The sequence below is a fragment of the Pseudomonas sp. SZ40 genome (assembly GCF_052958135.1).
This window is the reverse complement of sequence record NZ_JBQWIF010000007.1, coordinates 170622-186343: the sequence shown is the minus strand read 5'-3', so window position 1 is coordinate 186343 and position 15722 is coordinate 170622. Positions and strand designations below refer to the sequence as shown.

Here is a 15722-nt window from a genome sequence, read left to right as displayed (position 1 = left end):
CGGTAGTAGCTCTGGCTGTAGCTGTAGTCGAAGCGCCACCAGCCATAGGGGATGTTGTAGGACAGGCTCTGGGCGTGAGAATGACGGTAACGGTCGCTGACCGCATCGCGGCTGGCGCGCAGGCTCAACTGGTCGGCCAGGCCCAACGGGCTGTCCCATACCAGGCCCAGGCCCCACTGCTGCTCACCGGTGCTCAACTGCCCCTCGTTATGGCGGTTGATGTTGGCGTGCCAGGGCTTGCTGCGCTCGCCTTTCAAACCCACCCGGCTGCCACCCACCTGCTCGCCTGGCACCAGCTCCAATTGGGCCGGGCGCGACGGCAGGCGGTTGAGGTTTTCCACCAGCTGTTCGAGTTCGCGCAGGTTGAGGATCTCGCCCGTCTCGCCGGGAAAGCTCATGGCCAGTTCGCGGTCGCTGGCCAGCGCGGAGCTGTCCAGGCCTTCGAGGCGGCCTTCGACCACCACCACGTTGAGGGTCCGAGCCGACAGATCCTGCTGCGGCAGGTAAGCCCGGGTGGTCACGTAGCCACGGTCGATGTAGTGGTCGGTGACCGCCTTGAGCAGGCCGTTGAGCTGGCTGACGCCCAGGCAATCGTCGGCGAACGGCGCCAGGATTTCGGCCTTGTCGGCAGCGGACAGCGAGGTGGCGCCGCTGATCTCGATCTGCTTGATGGCGAAGCAGCGTTCATCGCCGGCCGGCGCCTCGGCAGGCGCTTCCACCGTGCGCCCGGGCAACTGCTGCAACTCTTGCAAGCGCTGTTGCTGCTCCTGCAGCAGGCGCTCCTGGCGGTCGCGGATCAGGTCCTGAGTCAGGGGCGAAGGCAGGTTCGCAGGCGGCGTCTGGGCGAGCGCCATGAACGGCACGGCGGCGAAAAACAACGGGAAATACGAGCGCATGACATCCATACCTGGAAAATAAGTTCATCCCTGGGGCGAGGCGGCATTCTGCCATCACCCAGCAAAACGACCTGAGACGCACTGCTCATCTTCAAATCATGGCGTATGCCGCAGCGAACAAACTCGCGCCGCAATGCCAGGATTCAGAGACCGCCCATGCTCCGATGGGCGAGGTTCGGTAATGCTAGCAAGGATGGATAATTCCCTGCCAGCCGCGGCCAGTGGCTATCAGGTGTCCGGTCATGGACCACCGCACCGCGCGGGAAAGCTGCCAGCATGCATCGTTCAAAGAGCGGCAGGCACATCTGCCGCCCTCCCTCGGCGCGGTCTTGCGGGCGCCAGTTACAGCCAGCGAATGACTGGGGCGTTACTGATATGGGGTGTCGCCATGAACCGGCGCCGACTACCAGCAGCGATGCTGCCGGTACTCACTCGCGGTGCTTCTCGAAGCGAATGTCGCCCGCTGGCAAGCGCTCCGTCGGCAACCAGCCGAGATTTCGATAAAAGCCGGCAGCGCGGCTCGCTTCTGCGGTTTCCAGCCAGATCGTCTGGTGCTGCTTGAACAGCAAGGCTTCGGCTTTCGCCATCAGGCTGCGCCCCAAGCCCAGGCCTTCGAACTCAGGGCGCACGAACGCTGCGAACACGCAGGCGTCCTCGACATCCACCATGGAAAAACCGGCGGCAATACCATCGACCTCGGCGATCCAGAGACACGGGGTTGCGGCCATTGCCTGCCGTATGGCGCTCGGGGTGATGCCCATTTCCGTCAGTTGGTCACGGGACAGGTGGTTTTCCTTAACACTGGTGCGTATATCGAATATCGCACCGATATCGGATCCGTTGCCGATTCGTACCCGAATCTCCATGACATGATTCCTTCATTCCGTTGGGTGGTGCGCGGGCAGTTCCAAAGGAACGGCAGTTTTATCCAGGCAGGTACTTTGGTTGGCGTCAGCGGCGGCAGTGAGTGAGACTTATTGATCGAGAACAGAAGCGAGTAAACAAGCGCCTCGTCAGACTCATGTAGACCGCTCTACCTTCTCGGCCAATGCGCTGACGATAAGGTAGGTGTGCGAGCGCTGATCACCAGGCAATTGCCTGTAGCGAAGCAGAAGATCGGCTTCGTCCTTGCTGATGCTTTCAGCACTGGTTGGCCGACGCTCACCTGTAACGACATAAAGGATGTCTACACCCCTTTCTGCGACTGCGAACAAATACTCGGCGTCTGGACTGCGCTCGCCTTTCTCGTAATTGAATTGGGATGTCTTCGCCACACCGGCAAGAGCAGCGAATTTCGCTTGGTTGTACCCCAAACGCATACGCTCTTCTTTGAGCCGACCGCCAACATTCAACAATGAGACCCCTTAAGGCATTGACCATTCAACATTCGTTGAATAATCTAATCCTGCTTTTGCTCGAGTTACACGAAATTGAACTATGCCCAACGCCTGCCTCACAGAGCAAGCGTGCATGGCTACGCTCGTGCAAGGTACGAAGCCCCTCTGCTGAACAAGGACGACAGCATGAATACTCAGCTCATATCTTGGTTTCACTCACGACTCCTGGCGGATGTAACGCCAGCTCCAGCCTGCCCTCCCCGCCACAGTCATCGCCGACAGCGATCTTCCTTTTAAACGTCGCTAATATCGCCGTATCGGCTGATATCCGTGCGCTCGCCATACTGGCGATCACGAAAAATCCCCACTCTCTCGAACTCCCAGTGATGCCTGCATAGGCAGGATCAGGCAGTTCGCGCTGCAACGGTGGCTTTTATGCGCAATATCACGATCCAGTTGCACCTTTCGGAAGAACAGGCAGAAACCTTCATGCGCTGGCTCGGCGCGCGTTACGACGCGATCATCGATGAGATCTGCCGTGACCCGCGCTACCACGACGAGCGCAACGGCCCACACAGCCCTAGCGTACAGGCAGAGCATCCGTATCTCGTTGGCCTCAACAGCACCATTCAGGCGTTGCGCAGCGGATTGAAAGCCTCTGGGCAGGCTCTGTGAGCTGAAGACTTGCCAGCACCGCACAGCGCGCGGCGAACGCCAAGAGGTCGGCGATTCCGTCGAGGGCCTTGCCGGTGGCTTCCGCTACGCCGTATCCGGCTCGCGTGTTGGCGCGGAGAATTCGCGTTTTTTTTCGCCAAGGTTGGCGTCTGGCGCAAGCACTGGAAGTATGGGAGCAGACAAGGGTGCGTCTCGTCCGGCACCTGAAAGGCGCGAAGAACGATTCACATCGAGGCGCGATCGAGATCGGGTGGCTCCGCACGCTGTGTGCCGCTCCCAGTGGGATCGGGGCACACAGCGCGGGGCTGAAAATGGTGGAGGGCCAGGGATTCGAACCCTGGGAACGCTACTAACGTTCGCCGGTTTTCAAGACCGGTGCATTCAACCGCTCTGCCAACCCTCCAGGTCGACGTGGGTGCTTCATCTTGCCGAAACATCCCTTTGCAACCTTGTTGGTTGCGGGCGGCATCTTACCGGAACGTAACACACTGTCAAACACTCTGATTTGGCAGTACCCAAGGCTCTGCTATGATGCCTTCCGACCTTGGTCACGGAACCATTAGCCTTTACAGGAGTGTCGCCATGCGCGAACAAGATTACGCACACAACCCTACACGGGTTGAACAAACCGCAGTCAGCAGCGTTCTGCGCAATACTTACGGTTTGCTGGCTCTCACCTTGGCATTCAGTGGCATCGTGGCGTTCATGGCTCAACGCGCCAACGTGCCGTACCCGAACATCTTCGTCGTGCTGATCGGCTTCTACGGCCTGTTCTTCCTGACGGCCAAACTGCGTGACTCCGGTTGGGGTCTGCTGTCCGCCTTCGCGTTGACCGGTTTCATGGGTTACACCCTGGGCCCGATCCTCAACCGCTACATGGGCATGGCCAACGGCGCTGAAGTCGTCAGCTCTGCGTTCATGATGACGGCACTGGTGTTCTGTGGTCTGTCTGCCTACGTGCTGACCACTCGCAAGGACATGAGCTTCCTGAGCGGCTTCATCACCGCCGGTTTCTTCGTCCTGCTGGGTGCCGTGCTGGCCAGCTTCTTCTTCCAGATCAGCGGCCTGCAACTGGCGATCAGCGCTGGCTTCGTGCTGTTCTCGTCGGCCTGTATCCTGTATCAGACCAGCGCGATCATCCACGGTGGCGAGCGTAACTACATCATGGCGACCATCAGCCTGTATGTATCGATCTACAACCTGTTCGTCAGCCTGCTGCAGATCTTCGGCATCATGGGCGGCGACGACTGATCGGCCACACCCGTACGAAAAAGACCCGCCAATTGGCGGGTCTTTTCATTTGTGGCGCATTTGCCGGTCACGGCTGCCCACACCTGCTTCTGCAGCCCCCAGGCTACTGCTTGGCCTTTTCGCGCATGCCCTTGAGGGTGTTGAAAGGCGCTTCCACGACGAACTTGTTGGAAAGCCACGAAGGTACGCTGCCGCCCGGATCGGAATGCGCTTGGTAAACGACCTCGACCATGCCGTCTGGCTTGGGTGTCATCGTCCAGTAGCCTTCCACCTCGGCCACGCGCACATAACCTTTCTCTTCGGGCTTGTAATCGGGCACGCCATGCAGCTTGCGGGTCACGCTGCCATCGGCGCCCTGCTCGGTCGTCACCTCGATGATCGAATCACGCGGTGTGACGGGCCACGGGGTATTGAAGCGCGTGTAGGTCCAGCTCTTGTCGCCTTCATGCTTGAGCAGTCGTTGCTCCTGGCACTCGTGGATCCACGCGCATGATGCCTTGACGTCTTCCTGCAGGCCTTTGAGCTTGCTCATATCCGCCTTGATCAGCGTCACGCCGCGGTAAGCCTTGTAAGGTGAGCCGGCCACTTCGCTGAGGTACACCTTGATGCCCTCTTCGTCCTTGGCCAGGGTCCACTCTTCGGCGTGAGCGGCAGACGCGATGCACAGGGCAGTGCTTGCTACCAACAATCGGGTCAACGACATTTCATTCTCCGGGGCTGACTTCTTTTCTTGTAGTGCCTCAAACAGCTGCTGTCGTAGCACCTTCCAGCCAGGCGAGCAGGCGGATGGCTTCTTCGCTGCTATTACCGCAGACATCGAAATCCGCGGAAAATGCGGAGCAAACCTCGGGGCGATCCGGATGGCCGAAGATCGTGCAGCGGTTGCTCTGGTCGAGGTTCACGCAGCGCTGCCCCGCCGGCTTGCCGTTGGGCATGCCAGGAATGAAGGAGGTGATGGATGGCGATATGCAGCAGGCGCCACAACCGGGACGGCATTGCATGGAAAAGGAACCTCGAACGAACGACACACTGCGCCAAGCGGCGGCAATTCTAGCGCGCCTGAGGGCAGGCCGGCAGCCCCTGCCGTCAGCCCAGATCGAGACGGATGCTGAAGCGTGAGCCCTGGCCAGGGGCACTGTCGACATCCAGCTGAGCGCCGAGGATGTCCACCGCCAGCTGGTGGGTGATATGCAGGCCGAGGCCCGTACCGCCCTGGCCACGGCGGGTGGTGAAGAACGGGTCGAAGATCTTGCCCAGCAGGTCATCGTCCATGCCACGGCCGTCATCGCTGACGTCGATCACGCATTGTCCCTGGGCCTCATCGACTTCGCCACGCACCGTCACCACGCCTTTGACGCCCGGATCGAAGGCGTGAATCAGGGCGTTGTCGATGAGGTTCTGCAGAATCTGCCCGAGCGGGCCCGGATAGCTGTCGAGCATGAGGTTTTGCGGTACATCGACCTCGATTCTGTGGGGGCTCTGCCGCAGCTTGGGCTGCAGCAGCAGAACGACCTCGTCGACCAGCTCGCGCAAGTCGAAGCGCCGGCGCTCGGTGCTGGCACGGTCGGTGGCCAGTTGCTTGAATGCCCGAGTCAGCTGCGACATGCGCTCCAGGCTGGTGAGGATGATGCCCAGGCCGTCATCGGTGCGTTGCACGAAACGATCCAGCGTGGTGCGCTTGAGCCCCTCACGCATACCAGCCTGAAATTCCTGACTGGCTTTCTCCAGCGTCGAAGCCGCCACGCTGGCGGCGCCGATGGGGGTGTTGAGCTCGTGGGCGACGCCAGCGACCATGGTGCCCAGGGACGACAGTTTTTCCGCCTGCAACAGGGCACGACGGGTTCGCTGCAACTGATCGACGGTACGTTGCAGTTGCTCGTTGCTGAAGGCCAGGGCTCGACTGCTGACATGCAACCCGTGTTCGGCTCGCAGCCGCTCCGCTTCATCGATGGCGCGTCGCACGCTGATCAGCACGCCCAGCCCTTGCAGCACGCCGAAGAACAGCATCACTCGCCAGAGCACTTCCCAGCGCAGCGCATCGAGGTTCCTGGCGGGCAGATGTGACAGCAGCAACCAGTGATCGGCCACGTTGGCGGTCGCCGCGTTGCCGTCTCCAGGGCGGAAATGGCTGTACGTCCAGAAGCCGGCGGGGTCGATGAACGAGCCGCGCGGTTCTTCCTGCAACCGTCGCCAACTGCCTGGCTGGCGACTGGCGAGCGTCAGTTCGGGTTTGCCGAGCATGAAGCCCCAGGCGTGCTCGGGGCGCTCTCCGAGCATCCAGTAGCCTTCATGGTCGAGCAACTGCAGCGAGCCACCGTAAGCCACCGAGGTTTCCTGCAGGCGGCCGAGCAGGCGCTCGGCCCGATAGTCGAGAACGAGGATGCCCCGCCGCTCGCCACGCTCGCTAAAAACCGGCACCGCGGCGCGCAGAATAGGCACCAGTGCGCGGATGGAACCGTCGGGCCGATATTGCCGATCCAGGTCGAAGCGCGACAGGTAGGACTCGCCGCGGAACAGGTGCATGGTTTCCACGAAATAGTAGGCTGCGGAGTCGTTCTGCAGGTCTGCGGCTTCGACGGCCAGCGCCGCACCGGACACGGCATCGACACGAACACGCTCCATGCCGGTTTCATCCAGCCAGCGGATGCGCTGATAAACCCCGCGGCTGTTGGAGAACTCGACGAACAGCTCGCTCAGCGCGGCATAGCTGTCACCGGAGGCATACTTGATGGAGCGCGTCAGCAAGGGCTGCTGGCTGAGGAACTGCAGGTCACCGCGCAAGCTGGACAGGTGGCGCTCCAGCACCGCGACGCCCTCCCCCAGGCTGTCGTTCTGGGCGTCCAGCAGCGGTTCGAGGCGATCATTGAGCATGCGGTCATAGAGCAGCACGCTGAGCACGATGATCAGCAGCGACCAGGGCAGAAACAGCACCAGCAGGTTGCGCGGCAGCGGCTTGGAAAGCGCCTTGCGCCACCGTGCCACCCGGCTGGCCGTCACCGGTATGCGCGCTCACCCAGCCAGCTCAGCAAACGCTCCAGCGGCATGGGTTTGGCGAACAGATAGCCTTGCGCTTCCACGCAATCATGCTGGGTGAGCCATTCGACCTGCTCCTGATTCTCCACGCCCTCGGCGATCACCGACATGCCCACACGCCGGGCAATCTGGATGATGGCCTCGGCGATCGACTGGCCATCGTCTTCGGCACGCAGCTCCTCCACGAAGCTGCGGTCGATTTTCAGGCGATCGGCCGGCAGCTTGCGCAGATAGCTGAGCGACGAGAAGCCGGTACCGAAATCGTCGATGGCGACCTTCACGCCCATCTCGCGCAGGGCCAGCAACTGTTCGCAAACCTGCTCGAACGAGCGCATGGCCACCGATTCGGTGATTTCCAGCTCGACCTGGCTGGCCCGTACGCCTGCAGATTCCAGATGCAGGGTGAAACGCTCGATGAAATCGCGCTGCAGCAATTGCGTTGCCGAGACGTTGATGGCGACGCGGATCTCGCCATGGCCGGCCTCGTCCAGGCGCCTGGCCGCCTGCAGCGACAGACGCATGAGCAGATCGCCCAGTGGCAGGATGTAGCCGGTCGCTTCGGCCAGCGGAATGAATTGCAGCGGCGGTATCGCCTTGCCGTCAGGCTGATACCAGCGGGCCAGGGCTTCGACGCCGGTGACCACGCCGGTGCGCATGTCCAGCTGGGGTTGCAGCTCGATACTGATCAGGTCACTGGCCACCGCGTCACGCAATGCCAGCAACAGCCGGAAGGATTCGGCGTGAGCGCTCTGCAGCTGGCGGTCATGCACCACATGCTGGTCATGCCCCAGTTGCTTGGCCTGCTTGAGCGTCAGGCGTGCGTCCTGCAGGGCGACGCTGGCGGTGTCGTCGAAATCGCGCAGGTACAGGGTCACGCTGCTCAGGCTGTGCACCTGGCCCAGCTCGTAAGGCCGATTGGGGCGGCGGAACAGCGCCACGATGTCTTCGGCCCGGACCTGATCTTCCGGGCCGAGGATGGCGAACAGGTCATCACGCACCCGGGCGATCAGCACGTTGCCGTCGAAGGTCTCGCGCAATCGGTTGGCCACCAGGCCCAGGATGAAATCGCCGTAGCCGGTACCAAAAGCGGTGTTGGCCCCGGAGAAGTTGTCGATATCGATCAGCACCAAGACGCGCTCGTTCTTGTTGGCGCTGTTCAGCGTCATGTCGAGCATGCGGATCAGTGCGTTGCGATTGGGGATTTTCAGCAGGTCGTCCTGATAGGCCATTTCCTCCAGGCGACTGAACAGTGCGACGTTGTACAGGCCACGGCTGATGCTGGCGCTGAATACCTCGAGCAGTTCCAGCTCGGTGTCGTCCAGGGTGCGCTCGGTCGCCACGTAGCAGGCGTAATCGGCCCCGGCCTGGAAGCGCGGGAAGAACAGCACGGTGCAGTCGTCGAAGCGCAACGTGCTCTGCTTTTGCAGGCTACAGCGCAAGGCGCTGGCCACGGCATCGTCGCGCAGGCCGTCCAGATCGCCATCGATGGAACCGTAAAAGCGCCCGCTGGCGCTGATCACATGGGCGTTTGGCAGGCTGCCGGGGCTGGGCTCCTGGGCCTTGACGCAGACGATGCCTTCGGCCTGCAGGTCCAGCAACGAGGCGATTTCGGAGAGGATCTTGGCTGACAGCTCGCGGGTATTTTTCGAGCAGAACAGCGCGTTGCTGGACTCGACGATCATCTGCAGGCCGCGGCGGGCACGGGCGGTGGCCTTGAGCTGCGAGTAACTGCGCAGCCCGGCGGTCAGCACCGTGCGCAGGCGCTCGGAACTCAGCTCGCTCTTGGACCAGTAATCGTTGATGTCGTAATCACGCATGACCTCCTGCACCGGCGCCATGCCAGGCTCGCCAGTGAGCAGCACGACGCGGATCTCGGCATTGCCGATCACCTCGCGCAGGGTCTTGACCAGACGCAGGCCGGCGTCCTCGGTTTCCATCACCACGTCGAGCAGAATCAAAGCGATATCGCGCTGCTCGGCAAGAATCATCGCCGCTTCGCGATTGCTGAAGGCCTGCTGTATCTCGATGCGCCGGCCAAGAATTTCCATCTCGCCCATGGCGAAAGCCGTGGCGCGCTGAAAGCCTGGATCATCGTCTACGGTGAGAACGTGCCACACCGGCTGCTGTGCACCGCCAACGGGCTCGTCATCGAAGAACACTACGGAGTCATCCATGAAGCACGCTCACCTATCACCCGAGGAAGACGAACAATACCTTCCGTGCCGCAAAGTATAGCCAGCCTTTGAAAGAGACAAGATGCATGATGGCATTTCGCAAATGGCACGAATGCGGCCATTCGTCGGTCTGACTCTGCAGCGCTCGTGACAGCGATGAATACACCGGGTTTTGCGGACAAGGAGAAGCTATGGGGTACTGGCTGGTCATCGACCTGGAAGCCACCACCGAAGAGGGTGGCTGGCCCATCGAGCATATGGAGATCATCGAGATTGGCGCCTGCCTGGTGAATGCCAGTGGTCATGAGATCGATCACTTTCAGCGCTTCGTCCGGCCTCTGCGCCGCCCCAACCTGACCCGTTTCTGCCGCGAGCTGACGCATATCGCCCAGGCGGATGTCGACTCGGCATCTACCCTGCCCATCCTCTGGCCGCAATTCGAACGCTGGCTGGAGCCGCACAGGCCGCGCCTGCAAGGCTGGTGCAGCTGGGGCGACTACGACCACAAGCAACTGCAACAGGACTGGCAGAGCAACGGGCTGGTCAGCCACTTGCAGGCACTGCCCCACGTCAACCTCAAGCGGCGCTTCGCCGAAGAGCGTCACCTGGCTCGCCCTGTCGGGCTCAATGCGGCCCTGCAGCTTGCCGGTATCGGCTTCACCGGCCAGCAGCACCGCGCCCTGACCGATGCTCGCAATACCGCTCGCCTGCTCCCTCTGGTAATGGCTGGCTGAAGGCATGCGCTATAGAGGTGACGGCGGGTAACGCCTTGGGCATACTTGCCGGCCATTTCTTTCTGCGCCTAACGAGGATGCACATGTTCAAGGTCAACGAGTATTTCGACGGCACCGTCAAATCCATCGCGTTCGGCATGGCAGAAGGCCCGGCCACCATCGGTGTGATGGCGGCAGGCGATTACGAATTCGGCACCAGCCAACTGGAAGTCATGCATGTGATCGCTGGCGCGCTGACCGTCAAACTGCCTGGCAGCGACAATTGGGAAACCTTCACCGCTGGCAGCCGCTTCACCGTGCCAGCCAACAGCAAGTTTCAGTTGAAGGTCGAGCAGGACACCGCCTACCTGTGCGAATACCGCTGACAGATCGCCCCGCGGTAATCGAAAGCCCGGCCAAGTGCCGGGCTTTCGCGTTCAGGGCAGCCGATTTGCGGGTATCGCTGCGCTCAACGCCAGGTGACGGGATTTGGTGGTGGTAGTCGGTGAGACACCGTGGTGGCGCTTGGCGCCGACCGTTGCCCAGGGTCGAGCACGCCCGGCAGTGGCCTCGAAGCCTAGACCCGCAGCTCCATGCCTTCCTTGAGGAAGCGCGGCGCGATGTAGCGCTCGAAGTGCGCTTCGGAAAGCAGGAAGAATTCGCGGTCGATGGCATCCCGCAGATCAGGCAGCTCCCAGCCGCGGAACTCCGGCAGCAGGGAAATACCGTAGGCATCCAGCTGGGTGATCACCCGTGCACCACGGGCCAGCAGCTGGTAGGCCCAGCAATAGGCGGACTGGTGGGGAACGAAGCGAATCTTTCGCTGTTCCAGCTGTTTGAGCAGCAGCGTCTCGTCGAAAACTTCCAGTTTGGCGGCCATTACCTGCACCAGGAGCATCTCCAGTCGCAGCCACACCGCCTGTTTTTCCTCGTCGCTGTAGCCGTTCCAGTTGATCACCTCGTGGTGGAAGCGCTTGCAGCCACGGCACACGGAATCCCCGAATACCGTGGAGCAAAGGCCTACGCAAGGCGTCTTGATACGTTGATTGGACATGCGTTACATCGATACACAGGACTATAGAGGGTGCATCTTAGCCCTTTGTCTAATACGGATCACCCCAGAGGGTGATGGGTCTTTCGCTTAACTTTGTTCCAGTTTTCAGCTAGAATCAGCGCGCCTTGCGAAAGGCGCCAATGTCCGTTGGAAGCTGTTTTCAAAGCGTCACGAGCACAGTCGATCCTGCAGGTCGATGTTGGCATGGTCATCCCCCGGCCATGCCAACCCCTCATCAGACCCGTCCTGCCGGCGTAAAACTTTGAAAGCAGCTTCCGGATGGAAGCATTGAAACCATCGCGCACAGCCCATGAGGCTGAGCTGCGGATGTGTTTAATGCGTTCCTGCATGCGTCCCGGACACCCTATTTGGGACCACTGATGAGGGTAATAACTGTGCTTGAAGCCTACCGCAAACACGTAGCAGAGCGTGCCGCCCAGGGTATCGTGCCCCAGCCGCTAAACGCCGAACAAACCGCTGGTCTCGTTGACCTGCTGAAGAACCCGCCGGCCGGCGAAGAAGAATTCCTCCTCGACCTGATCACCAATCGCGTGCCGCCAGGCGTCGACGAAGCGGCCTATGTAAAAGCCGGTTTCCTCTCCGCTATCGCCAAAGGCGAAGCCACCTCCCCCCTGCTCGACAAGAAGCGCGCCACCGAACTGCTCGGCACCATGCAGGGCGGCTACAACATCGCGACCCTGGTCGAGCTGCTCGATGACGCCGATCTGGGCGCCATCGCTGCCGAACAACTCAAGCACACCCTGCTGATGTTCGACGCCTTCCACGACGTTGCCGAAAAAGCCAAAGCGGGCAATGCCCACGCTCAAGGCGTGCTGCAATCCTGGGCCGATGGCGAGTGGTTCAAGAAGCGTCCGACCCTGGCCGACAAGATCAGCCTGCGGGTTTTCAAGGTAACCGGCGAAACCAACACCGACGACCTGTCGCCCGCTCCGGATGCCTGGTCGCGCCCGGACATCCCGCTGCACGCCCTGGCCATGCTGAAAATGGCCCGTGAAGGCATCGTGCCTGACGTACAAGGCTCCATCGGCCCGATGAAGCAGATCGCCCAGATGTACGGCGACGGCTTCCCGGTTGCCTACGTCGGTGACGTGGTCGGTACCGGTTCCTCGCGTAAATCCGCCACCAACTCGGTGCTGTGGTTCTTCGGCGACGACATCCCGTACGTGCCGAACAAGCGCGCTGGCGGCTTCTGCTTCGGCACCAAGATCGCCCCGATCTTCTACAACACCATGGAAGATGCTGGCGCCCTGCCGATCGAGTTCGACGTGTCGAACATCAACATGGGCGACGTGATCGACCTGTACCCGCACCAGGGCAAGGTCTGCAAGCACGACAGCGACGAAGTGATCACCACGTTCGAGCTGAAGACTCCGGTTCTGCTGGACGAAGTTCGCGCTGGCGGCCGTATCCCGCTGATCGTGGGTCGTGGCTTGACCGACAAGGCTCGCGCCGAACTGGGCCTGGGCCCAACCGACCTGTTCAAACTGCCGGAAGCACCGGTCGACACGGGCAAGGGCTACACCCTGGCACAGAAGATGGTCGGCAAGGCCTGCGGCCTGCCGGAAGGCAAAGGCGTACGCCCTGGCACCTACTGCGAACCGAAGATGACCACCGTCGGTTCCCAGGACACCACGGGCCCGATGACCCGCGACGAGCTGAAAGACCTGGCGTGCCTGGGCTTCTCCGCTGATCTGGTGATGCAGTCCTTCTGCCACACCGCGGCCTACCCGAAGCCCATCGACGTCACCACCCACCACACCCTGCCGGATTTCATCCGCACCCGTGGCGGCGTGTCGCTGCGTCCTGGCGACGGCATCATCCACAGCTGGCTGAACCGCATGCTGCTGCCGGATACCGTCGGTACCGGTGGTGACTCGCACACCCGCTTCCCGATCGGCATCTCCTTCCCGGCCGGTTCCGGCCTGGTCGCCTTCGCCGCTGCCACCGGCGTCATGCCGCTGGACATGCCGGAGTCGGTTCTGGTGCGCTTCAAGGGCAAGCTGCAACCGGGCATCACCCTGCGTGACCTGGTGCATGCCATCCCTTACTACGGCATCCAGAAAGGCCTGCTGACCGTCGAGAAGAAAGGCAAGATCAACGCCTTCTCCGGTCGCATCCTGGAAATCGAAGGCCTGGACGACCTGACCGTCGAGCAAGCATTCGAACTGTCCGACGCCTCCGCCGAGCGTTCCGCAGCCGGTTGCACCATCAAGCTGCCGGAAAAAGCCATTGCCGAGTACCTGAAGTCGAACATCACCCTGCTGCGCTGGATGATCAGCGAAGGCTACGGCGATGCACGCACCATGGAACGTCGCGCTCAAGCGATGGAAGCCTGGCTGGCCAAGCCGGACCTGCTGTCTGCCGACAGCGATGCCGAATACGCCGAAATCATCGAAATCGACCTGGCCGACATCAAGGAGCCGGTTCTCTGCGCGCCTAATGACCCGGACGACGCGCGCCTGCTGTCGACCGTTCAGGGCGAGAAGATCGACGAAGTGTTCATCGGTTCGTGCATGACCAACATCGGTCACTTCCGCGCTGCCGGTAAGCTGCTGGATCAGGTCAAGGGTCAGCTGCCTACCCGTCTGTGGCTGTCGCCGCCGACCAAGATGGACGCTCACCAACTGACCGAAGAAGGCTACTACGGCATCTACGGCAAGGCCGGCGCACGCATGGAAATGCCGGGCTGCTCGCTGTGCATGGGTAACCAGGCGCGTGTCGAGCCGAATTCGACCGTGGTGTCGACGTCGACCCGTAACTTCCCGAACCGCCTGGGTGATGGTGCCAACGTGTACCTGGCTTCTGCCGAACTGGCCGCTGTCGCGTCCATTCTGGGCAAGCTGCCGACCGTCGAGGAGTACATGGAGTACGCGAAGAACATCGACAGCATGGCTGCCGACGTTTACCGCTACCTGAGCTTCGACCAGATCGCCGAGTTCCGCGAGGCTGCGGCCAACGCGAACATCCCGGTCGTTCAGGCTTAAGGCTTCACCTGCGTTAGAAAGCCCCGCCTGGTGCGGGGCTTTTTTATGCGCGCAGGAAAACGCAGTACTACCGCAGAAACGTCGAACACTCGGCGGCATCTGTACCGAATACAGCTGTACTGGCCGGCCGACTGTAGGGGAAAAGCGCCGAAAGTCTGTATCTGCCGGCGCAACGACACTCTCGGTTAGGGTTAGCCATCGAACTTTCCTGCCGAGAAGCCGCCATGCACACCGATGAACGCGCATTACTGGCCGACGCCGATCGTCGCGCCCTCGCCTATCACGACAGCATCGAGCAACGCCGCGTCTACCCCCTGCAAAGCGCCATCGCGGCGCTGGCCGGCTTCGACCAGCCACTGCCAAAGGCTGGAAATCACGCCGAGCAGGTACTGCAGCAGCTCGACGAACTGGGCACGCCTGCCACCGTCACCAGCAACGGCCCGCGTTACTTCGGCTTCGTGATCGGCGCCACCCTGCCTGCCGCGGCAGCCGCCGAGCGCATGGTGCTGGCGTGGGACCAGTGCGCGTCATCGTTCGACGGCTCGCCGGCTGCCGACAAACTGGAGAAGGTCGCTGCACGCTGGGTCTGCGAGGCGCTCGGCCTGCCGACCGACAGCGCAGTCGGCTTCGGTACCAGCGCCACGGCCTGCACACTCGCCTGCCTGTCTGCAGCGCGCCGCCAGTTGCTGGCGAAGCTAGGTTGGGATTTCGATCAGGATGGCCTTGTCGGCGCGCCAGAGATTCGCGTGGTGATTTCCGAAACGGCCCACATCACGGTGAAAAAGGCCTTGCGCGTGCTCGGCTTCGGCATGGGGCGCCTGCACCTTGCGCCAGTTGACGAACATGGCCGCATCGACCCGGCCAGGCTCCCGGAACTGGACGAGCGCACCCTGCTGATTCTTCAGGCGGGCGAAGTCAATACCGGCGAGTTCGACCGCTTCGCCGAACTGATTCCCCGCGCCAAAGCTGCCGGTACCTGGGTGCATGTCGACGGTGCATTCGGCCTGTGGGCGCGAGCCTCTTCGTCAGCCGGGCTGGCCGATGGCATCGAACAGGCGGACAGCTGGACCACCGACGGCCACAAATGGCTGAACACCCCGTACGACAGCGCCATGGCCATCTGCCGTGACGGCGACGCCCTGGCTGCAGCGATGAACAGCGATGCGGCCTACGCGATGGCCTCGAAAGACTCGCAAAAGAACCTGACTCTGGAGTTTTCCAGGCGCGCGCGCGGCGTGGCGATCTGGGCGGCGCTGGCCAGTCTCGGTCGCGATGGCCTGCGCGAGCTGATCGACCGGCATATCCGTCAGGCCGGATACCTGGCCGAGGCGCTACGCCAGGGCGGCTATCAGGTACTCAACCGGGTGCGACTCAATCAGGTGCTGGTACGCGCCGACTCGGACGAGCAGACCACTGCGATCCTCAAGGCCGCACAGGATTCAGGCGAAGTCTGGTTCGGCGCCACCGTCTGGCAGGGCCGGCCGGCCTTCCGCCTGAGCGTGAGTTCGTGGCGCACCACGGATGCCGATATCGAAACCCTCATCCGCCTGCTGCTTCGCCTGAAAAATGCCTGAGCCAGCGCCC

Annotated in this window: 14 protein-coding genes and 1 tRNA gene; 6 read left to right on the top strand and 9 right to left on the bottom strand. The window is 61.9% G+C overall.

Annotated features, from left to right (window positions below; genetic code table 11):
- The 3 genes from ACT9T4_RS08730 to ACT9T4_RS08720 all read right to left on the bottom strand — a co-directional run.
- A partial coding sequence (locus tag ACT9T4_RS08730) for a ShlB/FhaC/HecB family hemolysin secretion/activation protein (RefSeq protein ID WP_499116505.1) occupies positions 1 to 896 on the bottom strand: 896 nt, incomplete at its 3' end.
- Positions 897 to 1324: 428 nt separating this feature from the next.
- A complete protein-coding gene (locus tag ACT9T4_RS08725) occupies positions 1325 to 1762 on the bottom strand; it encodes a GNAT family N-acetyltransferase (protein WP_499116503.1) in 438 nt (145 codons plus the stop codon).
- Positions 1763 to 1915: 153 nt separating this feature from the next.
- Entirely contained in the window at positions 1916 to 2248 is a 333-nt protein-coding gene (locus ACT9T4_RS08720) for a helix-turn-helix domain-containing protein (protein WP_499116501.1), read from the bottom strand.
- A 420-nt stretch (positions 2249 to 2668) separates the two neighbouring features.
- Here ACT9T4_RS08720 and ACT9T4_RS08715 point away from each other — a divergent pair, with 420 nt between their 5' ends.
- Positions 2669 to 2908 (top strand): hypothetical protein, encoded by a 240-nt coding sequence (locus tag ACT9T4_RS08715; RefSeq protein WP_042553663.1) that lies wholly within the window; start codon positions 2669 to 2671, stop codon positions 2906 to 2908.
- Between the two features lie 312 nt (positions 2909 to 3220).
- Here the strand turns inward: ACT9T4_RS08715 and ACT9T4_RS08710 are convergent.
- Positions 3221 to 3311, bottom strand: a tRNA-Ser gene (locus tag ACT9T4_RS08710).
- 179 nt (positions 3312 to 3490) lie between these two features.
- Between ACT9T4_RS08710 and ACT9T4_RS08705 the strand changes: the two genes are divergently transcribed.
- On the top strand, positions 3491 to 4159 hold the full coding sequence (locus ACT9T4_RS08705; protein ID WP_042553664.1) for a Bax inhibitor-1/YccA family protein: 669 nt from the start codon (positions 3491 to 3493) through the stop codon (positions 4157 to 4159).
- Positions 4160 to 4262: 103 nt separating this feature from the next.
- Here ACT9T4_RS08705 and ACT9T4_RS08700 read toward each other — a convergent pair whose 3' ends face one another.
- The 4 genes from ACT9T4_RS08700 to ACT9T4_RS08685 form a co-directional block, all read right to left on the bottom strand.
- Entirely contained in the window at positions 4263 to 4862 is a 600-nt protein-coding gene (locus ACT9T4_RS08700; protein ID WP_499116498.1) for an START domain-containing protein, read from the bottom strand.
- Between the two features lie 37 nt (positions 4863 to 4899).
- Positions 4900 to 5160 (bottom strand): YkgJ family cysteine cluster protein, encoded by a 261-nt coding sequence (locus ACT9T4_RS08695; RefSeq protein ID WP_042553666.1) that lies wholly within the window; start codon positions 5158 to 5160, stop codon positions 4900 to 4902.
- 85 nt (positions 5161 to 5245) lie between these two features.
- Positions 5246 to 7141 (bottom strand): sensor histidine kinase, encoded by a 1896-nt coding sequence (locus ACT9T4_RS08690; RefSeq protein ID WP_499116496.1) that lies wholly within the window; start codon positions 7139 to 7141, stop codon positions 5246 to 5248.
- A gap of 11 nt (positions 7142 to 7152) precedes the next feature.
- A complete protein-coding gene (locus ACT9T4_RS08685; protein ID WP_179538087.1) occupies positions 7153 to 9366 on the bottom strand; it encodes a putative bifunctional diguanylate cyclase/phosphodiesterase in 2214 nt (737 codons plus the stop codon).
- Positions 9367 to 9557: 191 nt separating this feature from the next.
- Between ACT9T4_RS08685 and ACT9T4_RS08680 the strand changes: the two genes are divergently transcribed.
- Positions 9558 to 10100, top strand: a complete 543-nt coding sequence (locus ACT9T4_RS08680; RefSeq protein ID WP_042553668.1) for a 3'-5' exonuclease — start codon at positions 9558 to 9560, stop codon at positions 10098 to 10100.
- Between the two features lie 83 nt (positions 10101 to 10183).
- On the top strand, positions 10184 to 10465 hold the full coding sequence (gene ppnP / locus ACT9T4_RS08675) for a pyrimidine/purine nucleoside phosphorylase (protein WP_042553669.1): 282 nt from the start codon (positions 10184 to 10186) through the stop codon (positions 10463 to 10465).
- 191 nt (positions 10466 to 10656) lie between these two features.
- Here ppnP and ACT9T4_RS08670 read toward each other — a convergent pair whose 3' ends face one another.
- Positions 10657 to 11133, bottom strand: a complete 477-nt coding sequence (locus ACT9T4_RS08670; protein ID WP_042553670.1) for a DUF1289 domain-containing protein — start codon at positions 11131 to 11133, stop codon at positions 10657 to 10659.
- Between the two features lie 395 nt (positions 11134 to 11528).
- Here ACT9T4_RS08670 and acnB point away from each other — a divergent pair, with 395 nt between their 5' ends.
- Both acnB and ACT9T4_RS08660 read left to right on the top strand, forming a co-directional pair.
- Positions 11529 to 14138: a bifunctional aconitate hydratase 2/2-methylisocitrate dehydratase gene (gene acnB / locus ACT9T4_RS08665; protein WP_042553671.1), complete on the top strand. Its 2610-nt coding sequence runs from the start codon at positions 11529 to 11531 to the stop codon at positions 14136 to 14138.
- Between the two features lie 224 nt (positions 14139 to 14362).
- Positions 14363 to 15712, top strand: a complete 1350-nt coding sequence (locus ACT9T4_RS08660; protein WP_499116492.1) for a pyridoxal phosphate-dependent decarboxylase family protein — start codon at positions 14363 to 14365, stop codon at positions 15710 to 15712.
- Positions 15713 to 15722 lie beyond the last annotated feature (10 nt).